The 16,864-nt window shown below is 67.2% G+C and carries 12 protein-coding genes and 2 pseudogenes; 11 read left to right on the top strand and 3 right to left on the bottom strand.

Features of this window, described 5'->3' with window-relative positions:
• Positions 1 to 200 precede the first annotated feature (200 nt).
• Together STRIP9103_RS25325 and STRIP9103_RS47025 are read right to left on the bottom strand one after the other, a co-directional pair.
• Positions 201 to 1,436 (bottom strand): IS701 family transposase, encoded by a 1,236-nt coding sequence (locus STRIP9103_RS25325; protein WP_009322176.1) that lies wholly within the window; start codon positions 1,434 to 1,436, stop codon positions 201 to 203.
• Positions 1,437 to 1,952: 516 nt separating this feature from the next.
• Positions 1,953 to 2,702: pseudogene (locus STRIP9103_RS47025) on the bottom strand (LysR family transcriptional regulator substrate-binding protein).
• Positions 2,703 to 2,731: 29 nt separating this feature from the next.
• Between STRIP9103_RS47025 and STRIP9103_RS49155 the strand changes: the two are divergent.
• From STRIP9103_RS49155 to STRIP9103_RS25305, 3 genes and pseudogenes are all read left to right on the top strand, one after another.
• Positions 2,732 to 3,009: pseudogene (locus tag STRIP9103_RS49155) on the top strand (transposase family protein); the annotation flags it as partial.
• Positions 3,010 to 3,178: 169 nt separating this feature from the next.
• Positions 3,179 to 4,006 carry an IS5 family transposase gene (locus tag STRIP9103_RS25310; protein ID WP_009322222.1) on the top strand — a complete coding sequence of 276 codons (828 nt, stop codon included), beginning with the start codon at positions 3,179 to 3,181 and terminating at the stop codon, positions 4,004 to 4,006.
• Between the two features lie 231 nt (positions 4,007 to 4,237).
• Positions 4,238 to 5,182: a C45 family autoproteolytic acyltransferase/hydolase gene (locus STRIP9103_RS25305; protein ID WP_009322237.1), complete on the top strand. Its 945-nt coding sequence runs from the start codon at positions 4,238 to 4,240 to the stop codon at positions 5,180 to 5,182.
• Positions 5,183 to 5,571: 389 nt separating this feature from the next.
• Here STRIP9103_RS25305 and STRIP9103_RS25300 read toward each other — a convergent pair whose 3' ends face one another.
• Positions 5,572 to 6,762, bottom strand: coding sequence for an 8-amino-7-oxononanoate synthase (locus STRIP9103_RS25300; RefSeq protein WP_048820945.1), 1,191 nt, complete (start codon positions 6,760 to 6,762; stop codon positions 5,572 to 5,574).
• A gap of 1,098 nt (positions 6,763 to 7,860) precedes the next feature.
• On the opposite strand from STRIP9103_RS25300, the gene STRIP9103_RS47020 reads away from it, so the two are divergent.
• The 8 genes from STRIP9103_RS47020 (at position 7,861) to STRIP9103_RS25260 (ending at position 16,839) form a co-directional block, all read left to right on the top strand.
• Positions 7,861 to 8,448, top strand: a complete 588-nt coding sequence (locus STRIP9103_RS47020) for a helix-turn-helix transcriptional regulator (RefSeq protein WP_158696909.1) — start codon at positions 7,861 to 7,863, stop codon at positions 8,446 to 8,448.
• Positions 8,449 to 8,519: 71 nt separating this feature from the next.
• Positions 8,520 to 10,157, top strand: a complete 1,638-nt coding sequence (locus STRIP9103_RS25290; protein ID WP_009322215.1) for a long-chain fatty acid--CoA ligase — start codon at positions 8,520 to 8,522, stop codon at positions 10,155 to 10,157.
• 788 nt (positions 10,158 to 10,945) lie between these two features.
• Positions 10,946 to 11,899, top strand: a complete 954-nt coding sequence (locus tag STRIP9103_RS25285; RefSeq protein WP_048820944.1) for a ribonucleotide-diphosphate reductase subunit beta — start codon at positions 10,946 to 10,948, stop codon at positions 11,897 to 11,899.
• A 10-nt stretch (positions 11,900 to 11,909) separates the two neighbouring features.
• On the top strand, positions 11,910 to 12,401 hold the full coding sequence (locus STRIP9103_RS25280; RefSeq protein ID WP_009322247.1) for a hypothetical protein: 492 nt from the start codon (positions 11,910 to 11,912) through the stop codon (positions 12,399 to 12,401).
• 77 nt (positions 12,402 to 12,478) lie between these two features.
• Positions 12,479 to 13,627, top strand: coding sequence for an acyl-CoA dehydrogenase family protein (locus STRIP9103_RS25275; protein WP_009322191.1), 1,149 nt, complete (start codon positions 12,479 to 12,481; stop codon positions 13,625 to 13,627).
• Between the two features lie 10 nt (positions 13,628 to 13,637).
• A complete protein-coding gene (locus STRIP9103_RS25270; RefSeq protein ID WP_009322205.1) occupies positions 13,638 to 15,152 on the top strand; it encodes an amino acid adenylation domain-containing protein in 1,515 nt (504 codons plus the stop codon).
• Complete coding sequence (locus STRIP9103_RS25265; protein WP_009322178.1) at positions 15,149 to 15,421, top strand: acyl carrier protein; 273 nt, start codon at positions 15,149 to 15,151, stop codon at positions 15,419 to 15,421. The genes STRIP9103_RS25270 and STRIP9103_RS25265 overlap by 4 nt, the downstream gene beginning before the upstream one ends.
• A 56-nt stretch (positions 15,422 to 15,477) precedes the next feature.
• Positions 15,478 to 16,839: an NAD(P)/FAD-dependent oxidoreductase gene (locus STRIP9103_RS25260; protein ID WP_009322253.1), complete on the top strand. Its 1,362-nt coding sequence runs from the start codon at positions 15,478 to 15,480 to the stop codon at positions 16,837 to 16,839.
• Positions 16,840 to 16,864: the final 25 nt, after the last annotated feature.

The raw sequence follows: 16,864 nt of genomic DNA, 5'->3' as shown, positions 1-16,864 counted from the left end.
GGACCGGGCAGACGACGGCGTACCGGTTGTACTCAACGGGCGAGTGGGCATCGGGAAAACAATGGTGAGCAGTGAACTAGTAGGGCTTGGTTAGGTTGGGGCCGGCGTGTCGTATCGGGTCCAGGGTCTTCGGCAGGTGGGGCATGTTCCTGCCCAGCAGACGAGGAGGACTTGGAGCTCGGCCACAACCTGGTAGGTCGTCAGGCCGTGGCCGCTGCTGGCGGGCACAGCCGCTCCAGGGTGCAGAACGCCTGCGCCACCGAGGCCAGGGTGACGTGCCGCAGGAAGCCGTTGAAGGTGCGGCCTTCGAAGTGGCCCAGTCCCAGGGCGGTCTTCAGTTCCCGGTAGTCGTGCTCCACCCGCCAGCGGATCTTCGCCGCACGCACCAGGTGCCGCAGCGGGGTGTCAGCCGGCAGGGTGGACAGCCAGTACTTCACCGGCTGTTCCTCCCCGGCGGGCCACTCGGCCAGCAGCCAGCACACCGGAAGGTCCGCGCCCCGGTGCGCCCGGCGCAGGCGGACCCCGGCCGGGCGCACCCGCAGTGCGGCGAACCGCGAGCGCAGCGGCCCCTTGGAGCCCTGGCGCCAGGTCACCCGGTGCAGGGCGCCGCGCCCGATGCCCAGGACCAGCTCGCGCACCGCGACGGGCTGGTCCCGGTAGCGCACAACGGGCTTGCGGCCGGTGCCCGACCAGGCAGGGGCGGTGCGCGTGGCGGTCTCGGGCAGGACCGCGGTGTCCGAGCGCGCCCCGACCACGTAGGCGATGCCGCGCTCGGTCAGCGCCTCGCGGAAGGCCCCGTCCTGCCCGTAGCCCTCGTCGGCCACCACCAGCGGCGGCTCCAGGCCCCAGCAGCGCAGCTCGTCGACCATGTCGACGGCCAGCTGCCACTTCTCGGCATGCCCCACGCCGGCGGGGATCCGGGCCCGGCGCCGCCTGTGCTCCGCCCGGCCGGCCTCCTCGGCGGGCGCGGCGGCCGCATCCCACGCGGCCGGCAGGAACAGCCGCCGGTTCACCGGGCAGGAGGCGGCATCGGTGACCAGGTGCACGCTCGGCGCGACCTGGCAGTTCGCGGTTTTGCCCAACGCCCCGCAGCACTGCGCGGCCACGCCCGGGGAGGCGTGCCCGTCCTCGGGGAAGGACACGTCATCGACCACCCAGGCATCCGGGCGGATGACCGGCTCCATCCTCCAGGCCACCTCGGCCAGCACCATCTGGTACGACCACGGGGAGTCGGCCAGGAACTGCTGCAGCCCCTGCCGGTCCACCCCCAGCCGGGCCGCCATCGGCTCCATCGACTTGCGCCGCCCCTCGCCGAGCAGCCCCCGCACATACCGCTCGCCCCACCGCCGCCGGTCAACCCGCCCCAGCGGGGCGAACACCTCGGCCGCGAACGCCGCCAGCCGGTCCTGGGCCTCCACCAGCTCCTGCGGGGTCATGGCCCTCACCCCCGCGAGGCCGACACGCTATTCCCCATCCAAGATAACCAAGCCCTACTAGCTCATCGGCTGCACTCTCGGTATGCAGATGTGAGCTATTCGAAATAGTAAGACTACCTCGACAGCGCCGCCGTCGAAGGGTATCGCTCGCCCAACAACACGGAAGGGGCCGAGCTCCCGAGAGGGCTCGACCCCGGATCCACGCATCGCATTAACGTACAGTAATTTTCCGATTACACATTGAACCGGAACGTTCACCACAACGCTCCCACCTGCAGAAACGGGCTCTTGTGAAATCCAAGTCAGCACAGAACCAGCACGGTCGAACACGTCAGCGTCTATGCAGCTTGAGCGTCGGCAGACGCGCTTGCCCTCCTGCGGGCTGGGCCGCCATGTCGAGCGGCGCGGACCGCATGGTGTTCTGCAGGATCTCCCGGCAGCGGTGCCAGGCGCGGGGCACGGTTGTCCTTGAGACTGGACGGCATGAAGTGAGGTTGTAGACGGTGGCGGCCAGGATCAGCCAGGCCGGGGGTACCCCCCTCCGGGGAGTTCGCGGTGGACTTGCCCGAGGGCAGATGACCGAGTGCGGACGAGCCCGGCAGGCCGGGCGGGAAGCCGACCTGCCGGTCCCCCAGAGGCCGCCAAGTGGGGCGTCGCGCTGCCGACGGTAGCCGGATTTGACCAGTCCTGTTGTCGGAGCAGGTCCAGCAGGGCGGTTTCGGCAGGTCCCGGGTCTCGGCGCAGGCCGGCCAGGACCCGTTCGGAGAGGGCGGGGGTCAGTGGCTTGGCCAAGCGGGTGCAGGGGAGGGGGACGGCGGAGGCTGGGATCATGGTCACGCCCAGGCCGTGGGCGACCAGTCGTACCGCTCTGGAGATCCGGGATGCGCGGGCCACGGCCGCGGCGGTGAGTCCGGCGTCCTTCAGGATCTGGCCGAGTTGTTCGTCCAGAAGGCTGCCGCGGGTGAACCGCACCCAGCCTTCACTGGCCAGGTCCTCCAACCCTACTCAGGCGGCCCGGTGCAAGGGGTGGTGGGCCGGGAGGATCGCGGCATAGAGCTCCTCACCCAGTTCGTAGGCGTCGTAGCCGCACTCGGGAGTGAGGCTGTGGTACAGCACCAGATCGACCGCGCCCAGGCGGTCGAGGTGTTCCATCCCCACCGGCGCGGGTTCCTCGACGAGGGTCACCTGCAGGCGCGGATGAATGCGACGCAATTCGCCCAGGGCGGCGGCAAGCTGGTTGGTCGCCAGGCGTGTTGAGCCGACCACGACGAGTTCGCCCGTCAGATCGCCTCTCGATCGCCGTCGAGCTGGACATGCCGACCCTCGTCGACCTCGGCTACGAGAACGTCGGCGACGGCTTCCGCCACCCGCACAAGAAGCCCGTCGGTGGCGAACTGACCGAGGCCAAGCAGACCTACAACAAGGTCATCGGCGGCATCCACGGGGTCTGCCAACTCCCTGCTCAAGATTACCTTCAAGGCCCTGCGCCGGGTCAGCCTCGACCCCAGCCGCATTCAAGATCGCCGCCGCAGCCCTCGTCCTGCTCCAGCTCGAGTACGACCGCACCATCTGATCAATCACAGAACGTCATAATCCGTTACTGGCAAAGACTCACTGAGCTGTTCCCAGTAACCGTCGGCCACCGTCCGTGAGCGCGGGGAGTGGTATCCCCAAGTCCGGGCAGGCGTAAGGCCCCTGGTAGGAACGATCTTGCGACAGAAAGATCCGACCGAGGGCCTCACGTGCCGACCAGTGTCACATACACCGCCGTGCTCGATGTGAAGCGGTCCACCGCCGAGCACCTGGCCCGGCTGCTGCGCGACCACCGGATCGTGGCCAGGACCCGCAAGGGGCGGCGTGCGCTGGGCTGCTTCAAGCAGGCGGTATTCGTGCTGCGCTGGTTCCTCGACGGCACCCGGCTGGCCCAACTCGCCCGTGACAACGGCCTGTCAGCCTCCACCTCCTACCGCTACCTCCACGAGGGGCTGACCGTTCTGGCGGCCGGAGCACCGGACCTGGCGACCGCGCTGGAGCGTGCGAAGGCGGCCGGGCTGACGCATCTGAACCTCGACGGCACCGTCATCCGCACCGACCGCGTCGCCGCTCCGGGCCCCAACGGAGCAGACCTCTGGTGGTCCGGAAAACACAAGCACCATGGCGGGAACGTGCAGGTCATCGCCACGCCGGATGGCTGGCCGATCTGGGTCTCGCCGGTACGGCCGGGCCGGGAGCACGACACCACCTGCGCCCGCCACCACGGACTGGTCGAGGCGCTCAACCGCATCGCGGCCGAGCTGGACATGCCGACCCTGGTCGACCTCGGCTACGAGAACGTCGGCGACGGCTTCCGCCACCCCGTCAAGAAGCCCGCCGGAGGCGAGCTGACCGAGGCCCAGCAGACGTACAACAAGGTCATCCGCGGCATCCACGTTGTCTGTGAGCGCGCCAACTCCCTGCTCAAGACGACCTTCAAGGCCCTGCACAGGGTCAGCCTCGACCCCAGCCGCATCACGAAGATCGCCGCCGCAGCCCTCGTCCTGCTCCAACTCGAGTACGACCGCACCATCTGAACGATCACACACTGTCGTGATCCATTACTGGGAAAGGCTCACTGTCGTGATCCATTACTGGAAAAGGCTCACTGCCTGTCACTATCCTCCGCATCTCTGGGAATCCCAGCCTCCAATTCCGCGCCTTGAAAATTTGAGTCGGAGGTGTCATGTGAGCAGCCCATTGCTCGTGACATCACTGACAACCTAAAATTCCGCCAGTTCGCACGACCTTCCAAGGGAGTGGCAACCGTGAATCATCGGCAGGCGGCCTTCCGTTCCCTCGACTTGGGCAACGGTGGCGACGGGCGATGGACCGCCCATGCGCAGGCGCTGTGGCCGCTTGTCGAGGGCTGGATGAACGAGGAGAGCGGGAGCTCAGAGGGCGCGGAGCGCGCTCGGAAGCTTTTCCATGCGCACATGCCGGAACTGGTCCCGGTGCTCGACCGGCTCGCCCATCAGCTCGACCGGCCCGGCGGGGAGACCTTCCTCACTCTTGCGACCGTGCGGCCGTTCTTCGCAAGCTGCACCCAGATCGGCGACAGGGGCACCCTGCTGCGCAACTACGACTTCAGCCCCGACCAGTACGAGGGCACCATCGCCTTCTCACGCTTCCTCCGTCCGGTGATCGGCATGCAGGTCGCGGCCTGGGGCCTGCTGGACGGGATGAACGATGCCGGGCTCGCGGTCTCGCACACCTTCGGCGGACGGTTCGTCCACGGCCCCGGGTTCGCCATCTTCATCGTGCTGCGCTACCTGCTGGAGACCTGCGGCACCGTGGACGACGCGATCGCCAGGCTGCGGTCCATACCGATCAGCATCCCTCAGAACGTCACCCTCGTCGACTCCGAGAAAGCGGTGACGGTCCACGTGGGACCGGACATCCCGCTGATCCTGGCACCGGACGCGTGCGCCGCCAACCACCAGCACATGCCCGTGCCCGACAAGCAGGAACGGTCCACCCGGACCCAGGAGCGGCTGAGGGCCGTGCGCGCGACGGGCACGAACGTGAGGGCGATGCTGAAACCGCCGCTGTATCAGTCCGCGTACGAAGAGGGCCAGGGGACGATCTACACCGCCCACTACGAGCCCTCTGAGCGCCGCGTGACCTACTACTGGCCCGGCGAGTCCTGGGAACAGTCCTTCGACGACTTCACTCCGGGATCCCGCACCGTGACCATCGGCGAGGCCGAGTGAGAGATCACGCGGCTGCCGTTCGGAGGCTGTTGTCAGGGTGTCGGCGGCGAGGTACGGATGAGCTGGCGGCAACTCCCCAGCGGAACGGCTGCCCCGTCCTGCGATTCCCGCCGTTCCTCGGATGCAGCGCGCATGACTGGAAGCAGGGCCTGTTGAAGGTGAAGGTGCCCTTCACCTTCAACGGTGCAGACGTTGTACCAGCACCGGACGGGAACTTCGAAGGTATGTCCCGGTGGCTCCGGCGAGTTCACCGCCCAGCGGTAGGACGCGTGCCCGCGGTGCGGTGACGGGCTTTCAGCAACTGGGCGGAAACCGCCAACTGAAATCGCGTCGTCCACCCGACAGCCGACGATCAGCGACACCTCATCACTTCTACCGCAATGGCAAGGTCAAGACGTCAGCGCCCCCTCTGGTGCGGTCTCCGTGATCACCGTCACTGCCCGGTCGACCTGGGCGGGGGTGAGGTCCGCGCGGGATGCGATGCGGATGCGGGAGATGCCGTCAGTCACTGCGGGCGGCCGGAAGCAACCCACGCGGACGCCCCGTTCAGCGCAGTGTCTCGCCCACTCGTCGGCGGCCTTCGGCGAGGGCGCCCGGACGGACACCACCGCCGCATCGGGCGTGCTCACGGTGAAGCCGCGTTCCTTCAGCCGCGTCGACATGTCCGCAGCGATGCCCCTGGCGCGTGGCACCAGATCGGGCTCGGTGCGCATGATCCGCAGGGCCGCAAGCGCTGCTGCCACGCTGGCCGGGGCAAGGCCGGTGTCGAAGATGAAGGTGCGGGCGCTCTCGACCATCTGACGGATCGCCCGCCGGGGGCCGAAGACCGCGCCTCCCTGTGCGCCGAGAGACTTGGAGAGGGTGAGCGAGGTGACAACGTCCGGGGCGGAGGCAAGGCCCGCGGCGTGCGCGGCGCCCCTGCCACCCTCACCGAGTACTCCGAAGCCGTGCGCGTCGTCGACAAGCAGGGCGGCCTGGTGTCGTCGGCAGACCTCGATCACGTCGCTGAGCGGAGCTAGGTCGCCGTCGACCGAGAAAACCGAGTCGGTGATCACGAGCGCGTTCGGCTGTCGACGGTTCCGCAGTACTTCGCCCATCGCCTTCACGTCGAGATGTGGCGCCACGGAGACCTCCGACCGGGACAGCCGACACCCGTCGATCAATGAGGCGTGGATGTCCTGGTCGGTGACAATGACGGACTCCGGTCCGGAGAGCGTCGTGATCGCGCTCAGGTTGGCCATGTATCCGGAAGAGAAAACCAGTGCCGCCTCGGCCCCGGTGAAGTCCGCCAGTTCTTCTTCGAACTCGGCGTGCAGCGCCGTGGATCCGCTGACCACACGGGATCCGGTGGAGCTGGTTCCCCAGCGGCGGGTGGCCTCGACCGCCGCCTCGACAACCCGCTCGTCCCGGCTCAGCCCGAGGTAGTCGTTACCCTGCAGGGCGATGAATTCGTCCTCGGCTCCGCGTGTCCGCAACCGCCGAAAAATCCCAGCCTCTGCCCGCCGTGCGAACTCTTTTTCCAACCAGTCGAAAACCCTGTCCGGAGAGGGCCACACCGCTTCGGTGTCCCGTGAAGTCATAGCGCGAGGCTAGCCGGGCAACCCGCATGGCTGGGCATACCCCAACGTAAACCACGAGAAGTCCCACTCTTTCCGGAGCGGCGGTAGAGCCCTTCCCACCCCAGTCCGGGAAGAACTCGGATCCGCTGTACTGACCGTCCTTGCCGTTTCGAGCCACGTCCACGGACGTGGTGCACTGCCGAGTCCGAGGCGGTGCTGAGGCGTGTTGAGGCGGGTGCCTCGGACGGCCCGTCGGTCGAGTTGTGCGAGGTGGGGGCCGTGGAGGAATCGGTGTCTCGTGCGGCATCCAGCGAGGACGGTTCCGGCGGGGAGAACAGATCTTGACCCGTAACGCCGGCGGCGCCATGAGACGTCGACAGTGGCACGGGTTCGCCGCCCGGCTTGCCCGATGGGGGGTGTCGTACTCGGTCGGCATGACCATCCCCCATGTCATCCGCGCCGATCACGGACCTGGAACTGCGCCACCGTCAGCGCGCGTGGGGCCAAGGACCGCATCCGCACCGTCCACGCAACCGGTCTGCGCCCCCCTTCACGACACCGTCCGCCTCCGGGAACCCACACCACCTTGGTTCCGGGTGTTCCGCACCGCAGGCCGGCTCATCACCATCGGCCGCCGCTACCTCCGTCTCGCGGCGCGCGGCCCTGGACCGACGTGATCACCCATGCTCGGGAAGAGCGCAAGCCCGCCGGAGCCACGGAATCCGGTGTCCACCCGACGCGACATCTGGGTGCTCGACCTGCCCGGGCTTGGAAGCCCCCACCGGCAATCACCACGAAGCATCCATCAGTGACTTAGGTCACAATCCCATCGAGATTGACCCCGTATCGGCATGGGAAAGAACGGACTACCCCCCTCCGGTTAGCACACCAGGGGTAAATCACCCTTTCGACGCATGAGATTTTTGCGCTACGAGGGCCCTCCCGACCAATTGAGCGCCGGGACCAACTACAGCAGAGACCGATACATGCTTTGGATTCAGAAGGGCTCACCCGATGGCCACAAAAGCGGGCAAGCATGTAGCACGAATAGATAATTCCTGGACCTGCAGAGGAGGATGCAGCAGTCCCACGCGGCAATTTGATGATTTCTTAAAACTAATGGACGAGACCAGCCTTTGCGCAGCCCTCGTTGCCCCATGTTTCCATATCGCGGCTACCAGTGAGAATTTCGCCCGAATTACCGGAAATGCCATTGAATCAATCAAGCAATTGTCGTTCCGCGATATTTTGAGACTAAATCCCGGAAGCCGCCTGACCCATCACCTCGATGACCTATTTCAAAGCAAAAAAGAACACATCGTAGAGCGCTTTGTCGGTGCGACACTCGACGGAAGCGTGAACGACATTCACGTACATGTCTTCGCTGTTGAAGGCAACCGCGTCGACGGTGGCAGGATGGCGCTGGTGATCATCAGGCGTCAGTACGGTGCGCCCTACAGTGAGAAACAGGTCACGCTGAGCAGGATCGCCGCCCGCATCGTCGAGGGCATCGCGATGGGCGACTCGTCTAACCAAATCGCCTCACGGCTGAGCATGAGCCGACAGGGCGTCGAATACCACATCAGCGGCCTGCTGCGGAAATTCGACGCGCCCAGCCGAACCGCACTGATCTCCCGAATGTTCGCCAGGCAGATTTTCGATGAGACCTGCTGGCCGCCGATGGTGCTTCCACAGTACGTGAAATAACCAGGGTCGCTGGAGTCCACGTCCCCTCGCATTCCATCCCCGTGCCCCATGGCCCGTACTGGAGCAGTCCCATGTTGAGCACCATGCAGAACGGACAGTTCTCCCTGGCGGATCTCCTCCAGTACACGCGTCGCGTGCACGCGGATGTCCAGGTCACCACCTGGACGGAAGGCGAGCCCCGGCGTACGACGTACAGAGAGGTCGGCCGGGACGCCGCGCGGCTGGCTCACGCGCTGCGCGGGCTCGGTGTCACCGGTGACCAACGGGTGGCCACCTTCATGTGGAACAACGCCGAGCACCTGACCGCGTACTTCGCCGTCCCCGCCATGGGCGCTGTGCTGCACACCCTGAACGTCCGGCTGTTCCCCGGCCAGTTGATCTACACCGTCAATCACGCCGAGGACCATGTCGTCCTGGTTGACGGCTCGCTCGTGCCGCATCTGGCCGAGCTGCTGCCGCGGATGACGACGGTCCGGCACGTCGTGGTAGTCAACGGCGACCCGAGCACTCTCCAGGCCCCCGCCACCGTCGAAGTACACGGCTACGACGACCTGCTGGCCGGGCAGCCGGACGACTTCCCCTGGCCCGACATCGACGAACGCCAGGCCGCCGCCATGTGCTACACCTCCGGCACCACCGGTGACCCGAAGGGAGTCGTCTACTCGCACCGGTCGATCTGGCTGCACTCCCTCCAGGACTGCATGACGAACAGCACGTGCCTGTACCAGGGAGACAGGTCCCTGGTCCTCGTACCCATGTTCCATGTACTGGCCTGGGGGCTACCCCACTCATCGGCGGTGATCGGCGGCTCGCTGATCCTGCCGGATCGTTTCCTCCAGTCCGCGGACATCGCGCGGATGCTCGCCTCCGAGCGACCGACACTGGCCTGCGGCGTGCCCACGATCTGGCAGGCTGTGCTGCGGTACCTCGAGTCCGCACCGCAGGACATCTCACACCTGCGGGAGATCGTGGTCGGCGGCTCCGCATGCCCGCCCGCCCTCTTCAAGGCGTACGAGGAGCGCCACGGCGTACCCCTCCTGCACTCCTGGGGCATGACCGAGACCTCCCCGCTGGGCACGGTCGCCCGACCGCCGGCCGGCGCGGACCCCGAACAGGCCTGGGCCTACCGCCTCTCCCAGGGCCGTTTCCCGGCGCCGGTGCGGGCCCGGCTGCTCGACGACGCGGGCCGGGAACTGCCCTGGGATGACGAGAGCGTCGGCGAAGTGGAACTGCGCGGGCCGTGGGTGGCGGGCGGCTACTACGGCGGTGTCGATCCGGATCAGTTCCATGACGGCTGGCTGCGCACCGGGGACGTCGGCCGGATCAGTCCCGACGGCTATCTGACCCTGACCGACCGGACCAAGGACGTGATCAAATCCGGTGGTGAGTGGATCTCCTCGATTGACCTGGAGAACCAGGTGATGGCGCACCCCGCGGTGGCTGAGGCCGCCTCGATCGGGGTGCCTGACGAGCGATGGGGCGAACGGCCCTTGGTCGCGGTCGTCCTGCATGCAGGACACCATGCGACCCCGGCTGAACTGCGTGCGTTCCTGTCCGAACGGGTGCCCCGGTGGCAGTTGCCCGAGCGGTGGACCTTCGTGGTTGCGCTACCGAAGACGAGTGTCGGCAAGGCCGACAAGAAGCGACTGCGGGAGCTGTACGCCAACGACGCACTCGACCTGCACCACCTTGATCCTCCGAGTAAGTAGCTGTTGTGGTACCGATCTTGGGGTTTGCCGATCGGATGGAAGTCCCGATCGGGTGGTCGCGGGGGGGGCTCGGCGCATACAAGCGGGGCCTCCTGAACAGCTCGTTGGTGTGAATCACTGAGCAGCAGGAGGCCCCTGGTATCGCAGTCGCAGTCTTCCGTACCGATGCCCGGGCAGTCCGACTTGGTCACCCGGGAGTGCGACTGCCTGGCTCACCGGTTCGGGAACGCCGCCGACAACCCGCCCGGCGGGCCGTTTGTTACGACCTGCTGCAAGGCTCGGACCGGACCCAGCTTTCAGAGATCCCGACGTGGCGGAACCAGCCGAAACGGCACTCACCAAGCCTCCAGACAATCTGCGCATCGACGAAGCAGCGACCCTGCCCTGGCCGGCGGTTGTGTTGTCCGCCGGCTCGTCGCGGTACTACGGCCGCCTCCGACGCCCACCCGGCCCGCGCCCAGTTCGCGGGGATCACCCGGTTACAGGACGCGCAGCTTCCGGCAGCACTTACCGGCAGGCGACAACGAGCTTGCAGCTCAAGACCAACTACATCTCAAAGACCTTCGACTCTGCTGGGCGCGCTAAAGATCGAGACCAGCAATAATTCTAGTTTACCCTCACTCACTCGCCTGAAGTTCCTCAGCCGGTATAGAGTTCAAGTAGTTCGATCCACTGCTCCCCTCTCGCATTCCTGGCTCCACGGAACACTTCATGGAATTCGATCCATCATGTTTCGTTCTATCTATTCTCAGCGATTAGCGCATGGAATAAGAGAAAGCCAAGAGGTCATGACCAAGCTGTCTCAGGAACTGATATCCCGCGTGGACAGTTCCACCCTTTCCCAGATCCGCGACCTTGACATCGACGACGTCATCGCCTATCTCCACACCGATCTCAAGAAGCTGCCGGACTACACGGCCCTGTACCAGCGATACCACCGCCAGCGCTGGAACGCCTTCGAGATCGACTTCACTCAGGACGTGGACGACTGGCGGAACCGGATGACGCAGGAGGAGCGCGACGCGTTCACCGCCGTCTCCGCGGGCTTCCACCACGGGGAACGCCAGGTCGAGGTGGAGCTCCCGGTGTTCATGCTCGGCGGGAGCGAGGAGTCGAAGATGTTCCTCGCCAGCCAGGTCGAGGACGAGGCCCGGCACATGGTCTTCTTCGACCGCTTCTACCGGGAGGTCGTCGACCTGCCCGGCCAGTCGGTGCAGGAACTGCTCGACTCGTCGTTCGGCTACATTTCCGAGACCTTCGTCGGCTCGTTCGGGCTCCTCGCGTACCTCGCCGACGACCTGCGGCGCGACCCGGAGGATCCGGTCCGCCGTGTGCGGTACGGCACCTCGTACTTCCTGTGGATCGAGGGCGTGCTGGCGCTGACCGTCATGAAGGTCACGCTGAGCTTCTGCCGCAACCGGGGCCTACTCCCCGGCTACTACACGGGGTTCACCGCGTCCTGCCGGGACGAGGCCCGCCATGTGCAGTCGGGCATGCGGTTCCTGCGTGACTCGGTACAGGAGGATCCGCGGCTACTGCTCGCCATCCACGACACGCTCCGGGCGGCCTTGACCGTCTCCGCCACGACGAGCAGGCGGATCCCGCTCGAACCGCTCGGCTGGGACCTGGCCGGCCTCCAGCAAGAGATGATGCGCCAGCTCTGGATGAAGCTGTCGGACGTCGGCATCAGCCTCCCCCCTGACCTGGACAGCATGGTTTCCGCGATTCGGACCCGGAGCTGAGGAGCACGTCATGACGGCTGATGTGACGATGAAGGCGGCGCCGACCGCGCCCGGGTTCCTCACCGAGGAGTGGGCCGAGGACGTACGCAGGGCGTTGAACGCCGGGCCGGACGAGGAGGCACGCGCGGCCAAGCTGCCCAACTACTGGCGGTGGATCGAAGGGGTGCGCTCGGCGTACTCGTACTCATGGGCGCTGGGGGTCGTCGGCCTGCCCGACGGCCAGGACAGCTCCGCCTACCTGCACGTGGACTGGCAGGACGGGCAGTGCGTCAAGGCGGCCGTGCTGGGGCCGGCACAGCCCGCCGACGTGGCGGCCGACTACGTCCTGCGCGGCGGCCTCGCCAGCTGGCAGCGGTTGCTGTCGAACGAGTGCGACCCGCGCCGCGTGGTGATGTACCGCGAGCTGCGGCTGGAGAAGGGCGACACTCTGGCCTTCTTCCAGGGGATCTACTTCTTCGCCGAGGCGATCGGCATGCTCAGCAAAGTTCCCGTACGTCTGTGACGAAAGCCTCCGTGTGCCCCTGACGATGCGTCACCGTCCCGCCGGGGCAGCAGCTGAGAGGAAACCGGTGGAGATCCATGGAGTTCAGCTGGGCTGCCGACCAGCAGCATCGCTATGACAGCGTCCTCTCCGAGGTGACGAAGTACTTCGGGCGGACGTCCGCGGATCCGGTTTCGGAACCGGACGGCTTCAGCCGGGAGGCATGGCGGTTCCTCGGCGACCTGGGCGTACTGGGTGCCTGCGTTCCCTGTGAGTACGGTGGCCAGGGCCTTGGGGCACTGGACACCGCGCGGGTCTTCGAGGCGGTCGGGCGGGGCTGCCCGGACACCGGGCTCGCCTTCGCCGCCGCCGCTCACCTGTTCGCCTGCCTGATGCCGATCGTCGCGTTCGGCTCGCCCGCGCTGCGGGCACGGACACTCCCCGGGCTCTGCTCGGGCGAACTCGTCGCTGGGAACGCCATGACCGAGGCCGAGGCCGGGTCGGACACCGGCAACCTCCGCACGACCGCCACCCGCGTACCGGACGGCTATCTGCTGAACGGGACCAAGACGTTCGTCAGCAACGGTCCGGTGGCCGACGTCCTGGTGGTCTACGCGACGACCGACCCGGGGGCCCGGCAGTGGGGCACCACCGGGTTCGCGGTGGACGCGCACGCAGCGGGCGTGGTGGCGGCTGAGCCCTTCGCCAAGCTCGGTCTCGAAGGGTGCCCGGCCGGAGCGGTCGAGTTCCGGGACTGCCCGGTGCCCGAGTCGGCGGTGCTCGGCGAACCGGGGCAGGGGGCGGCGATCTTCCAGCACTCGATGGGCTGGGAACGCGCTTGCTTGTTCGCGCTCTACGTCGGCCTTCAGGAACGCCTGGTCGACGAATGCGTGACGTACGCGCGCGAACGGCGCCAGTTCGGACGTCGTATCGCCGAGTTCCAGTCCGTGTCCAACCGCGTCGTCGACATGAAGATCCGTCTGGAGAGCGCCCGGCTGCTGCTCTACCGAACCTGCTGGGAGATGGACCAGAACGGCACGAGCGGACTGTCCGCCGCGCTGTCGAAGCTCGCGGTCTCGGAGGCAGCCCTGACGACCGCCACCGACGCCGTGCGGACCTTTGGCGGCCGGGGGTTCCGCAAGGGGTTCGGCATCGAGTCAGCGCTGCGCGACTCGGTCGCTGCCACCCTCTTCTCCGGCACCTCGGACATCCAGCGGCAGCTGGTGGCCATCGAACTGGGTCTGTGAGGACACGCCGATGAGGACGCCCCCGGAACCCGCCGGACTCCACCACCTGCTGGCCGACGCCGCACGGTCCACCCCCGACGCGCCCGCCGTTCACCTGGGCGCCGAGACCTGGTCGTACGACGAACTCGACCGCATGGCCGAGCAGTACGCCGCCGGGCTCGCCGACGTCGGCGTGACCGCCGGTGACCCGGTACTGATCTGGGCCGCGAAGAGTGCCGACGTCGTCGCGCTGACGCAGGCCGCCCTGCGCCTGGGCGCGGTCTACAGCCCCCTCGCGCCCGCCAACCCGCCCCCCCGGGTGGCCCGGATCGCAGCCACCCTGCGACCGGCCCTCGTCGTCACGGACCAAGCGGGCGCGGGGGCCGCGGCGGCAGTGGGCTGGCCCGCTTCCGCACCGCCCCTGGTCACCTTCGACACCGTGCGGGCACGGGCCGCCGCCCGGCCCGCGCCACCGTGGCACCCCACCCGGCCGGACGATCCGGCGTACGTCCTCTACACCTCCGGCTCGACCGGTGACCCCAAGGGCGTGTGCCTGAGTCACCGCAACGCGCTGGCCTTCGTGCGGTGGGCCGTGGCCGAGACCGGTGTGTCCGCCGCCGACCGACTCGCCAACCACGCCCCCTTCAACTTCGATCTCTCCGTCTTCGACCTCTACGGCGCCTTCCACGCCGGGGCGGCGGTGGACCTGGTCCCGGACGACCTCGCTCACGCGCCCTCGGCCCTGGTGGACTTCCTCTTCGAGCGGAAGATCACCGTCTGGTACTCGGTGCCGTCAGCGCTTCTGCTCATGATGCGACCGGGCGGGCTCCTTGACGCCGGCGCACCCCCAGCCCTGCGCGTCTGCGTCTTCGCCGGTGAGCCCTTCCCCACCGGCAGCGCCCTGCGGTTACGGGCAGCCTGGCCCGGCGTGCGGCTGTTCAACTGGTACGGCCCGACCGAGACCAACGTGTGCGCCGGGTACCAGCTGACGGAAGCCGACGACCGGCGGTCCGGGCCGCTGCCGATCGGGAAACCCGCCGCCGGCAACGTCATCAGGCTGGACGGGACGGCGGCGGACGGCACCGGCGAGATCGTCGTGGACGGTCCCACGGTCATGCTCGGCTACTGGGATGAGGACCGGCTGCCTCCGGGCGGCTACCGCACGGGGGATCTCGGCCGCTACGACGCCGACGGCAACCTGGAGTACCTGGGCCGCAAGGACACCATGATGAAAGTCCGCGGCCACCGGGTCGAACCCGGCGAGATCGAGGCCGTACTCAGCACCCACCCGGGCATTGCCGACGTCGCGGTCGTCGTCACCGGCACGGGTCTTGAGGCCCGGTTGCACGCCGTCGTGGTACCAAGCGACTCAAAGCCGCCCGGCCTGCTCGCCCTCAAGGCCCACTGCGCGGCGTCGCTGCCGACCTACATGATCGTCGACTCCGTGTCGGCAGCCGCAAGCCTTCCCCGGACCGCGAACGGCAAGACCGACCGTGCGCGCCTGCTCGCCTCGCTCACGCCCCCTCGGCAGAAGGAGAACACGTGACCGACCTCGACCGCACGACGATCCTGTCCAAACTCAACGACTACGTCGTCGCCGAACTACTTGACGGCAAAGACGTCGAACAGTTCGACACGACCACGCCGTTGCTCGACTGGGGCCTGCTCAACTCCATAGAAACGGCCCGGCTGGTCGCCTTCGTCCGGCAGGAATTGGGCGTGCGGGTGCCTCCGACCGACATGGTCAAGAAGCACTTCCAGAACCTGGAAAGCATCGCCGATCTGTTGCTCTCCCTCCAGGATTCCTCAGGTTGAGACCACCGGCGTTCCCCTCCCCAGACCACGTGGCACGTATGCGAAGGAGCTGCGTCATGAACAGTGACCACGAGTACGACTACGACGTCGGCATCATCGGCGGCGGTCCCGCGGGCTCGACCCTGGCCTCCTACCTGGCCAAGGCCGGGCTGTCCGTCGCGGTGTTCGAGAGCGAGGTCTTCCCCCGGGAACACGTGGGCGAGTCGCTGGTGCCGGCCGTGATCCCGGTCCTGCACGACATCGGCGCCATAGACAAGATCGAGAACGGTCCCTTCGTCCGCAAGTACGGCGCCGCCTGGACCTCCTCGGACACCCGCCCGACCAGCACCATGGAGTTCGACGCGGGCTCGCACGGGCTGGGCGTCGCGGAGATCGCCTACGAGGAGCGGGAACAACCCGGCGTCGACCGCACCTACGCCTGGCACGTCGACCGGGGCGAGTTCGACCTCGTCCTGCTGAAGCACGCCGAGGAACTGGGCGCCAGGATCTACCAGGGAGTACGGGTCAACCGGGTGGACTTCTCCCGGGCGGACCGGCCGGTGCTCCAGATGAAGATCGGCAACCAGCGGACCGAGGTCCCGGTGCGCATGGTGGTCGACGCCACCGGCCGCCAGACCCTGCTGGGCAGCCAGCTCAAGGTCAAGGTCAACGACCCGGTCTTCAACCAGTACGCGGTGCACACCTGGTTCGAGGACCTGGACCGCGAGTCTCTGGCCCGGCGCCCCCAGGACGCCGACTACATCCATGTGCACTTCCTGCCCGAGGAGGACACCTGGGTCTGGCAGATCCCCATCACCGAGACCATCACGTCGATCGGTGTGGTCACACAGAAGAAGAGGTTCAAGGCGGCCAAGGACGACCTGGAGGGGTTCTTCTGGAAGGCTGTCGGCAGCCGGCCCGAACTGGGCGACGCTCTGCGCAAGGCCAAGCGGCTGCGGAAGTTCAAGTCCGAGGGCGACTACAGCTACGGCATGCGGGAGATATCCGGCGACAGCAGGCTCCTCATCGGGGACGCCGCCCGCTTCGTGGATCCGATCTTCTCCAGCGGTGTGAGTGTCGCGATGAACAGCGCTCGGCTCGCCGCGAAGTCCATCATCGCCGCGTACGAAGCCGACGACTTCACCAAACCCCGCTTCGACGACTACGTCAGCATGCTCCGGCGCGGGGTGAACATCTGGTACGACTTCATCTCCATGTACTACCGGCTGAACGTGCTCTTCACCGCGTTCATCGACGACCCTCGCTACCGGGAGGACGTCATCCGCATGCTCCAGGGTGACGTGTACGACGCCGACGAGCCCGCGGCCCTGACCGCGATGAAGGAGTACGTCGCGGCCGTCGAGGCCGATCCGACCCATCTCTGGCACTCCCACCTGGGCAATCTGAAGGCGTCGTCCTCGGCGCTGGCCCTCTTCTAGGACCCCGGAACACCCACCACCGGCC

This window comes from Streptomyces ipomoeae 91-03 (assembly GCF_000317595.1).
GTDB lineage: Bacteria > Actinomycetota > Actinomycetes > Streptomycetales > Streptomycetaceae > Streptomyces > Streptomyces ipomoeae.
This window is presented reverse-complemented; position numbering and strand designations above follow the sequence as displayed.

Bases quoted from the DNA above. Each gene is read 5' to 3' on its own strand.
- STRIP9103_RS25325 (WP_009322176.1), bottom strand. From the start codon at position 1,436: ATGACCCCGCAGGAGCTGGTGGAGGCCCAGGACCGGCTGGCGGCGTTC.
- STRIP9103_RS25300 (WP_048820945.1), bottom strand. From the start codon at position 6,762: ATGACTTCACGGGACACCGAAGCGGTGTGGCCCTCTCCGGACAGGGTT.
- STRIP9103_RS47020 (WP_158696909.1), top strand. From the start codon at position 7,861: ATGGACGAGACCAGCCTTTGCGCAGCCCTCGTTGCCCCATGTTTCCAT.
- STRIP9103_RS25290 (WP_009322215.1), top strand. From the start codon at position 8,520: ATGTTGAGCACCATGCAGAACGGACAGTTCTCCCTGGCGGATCTCCTC.
- STRIP9103_RS25285 (WP_048820944.1), top strand. From the start codon at position 10,946: ATGACCAAGCTGTCTCAGGAACTGATATCCCGCGTGGACAGTTCCACC.
- STRIP9103_RS25280 (WP_009322247.1), top strand. From the start codon at position 11,910: ATGACGGCTGATGTGACGATGAAGGCGGCGCCGACCGCGCCCGGGTTC.
- STRIP9103_RS25275 (WP_009322191.1), top strand. From the start codon at position 12,479: ATGGAGTTCAGCTGGGCTGCCGACCAGCAGCATCGCTATGACAGCGTC.
- STRIP9103_RS25270 (WP_009322205.1), top strand. From the start codon at position 13,638: ATGAGGACGCCCCCGGAACCCGCCGGACTCCACCACCTGCTGGCCGAC.
- STRIP9103_RS25260 (WP_009322253.1), top strand. From the start codon at position 15,478: ATGAACAGTGACCACGAGTACGACTACGACGTCGGCATCATCGGCGGC.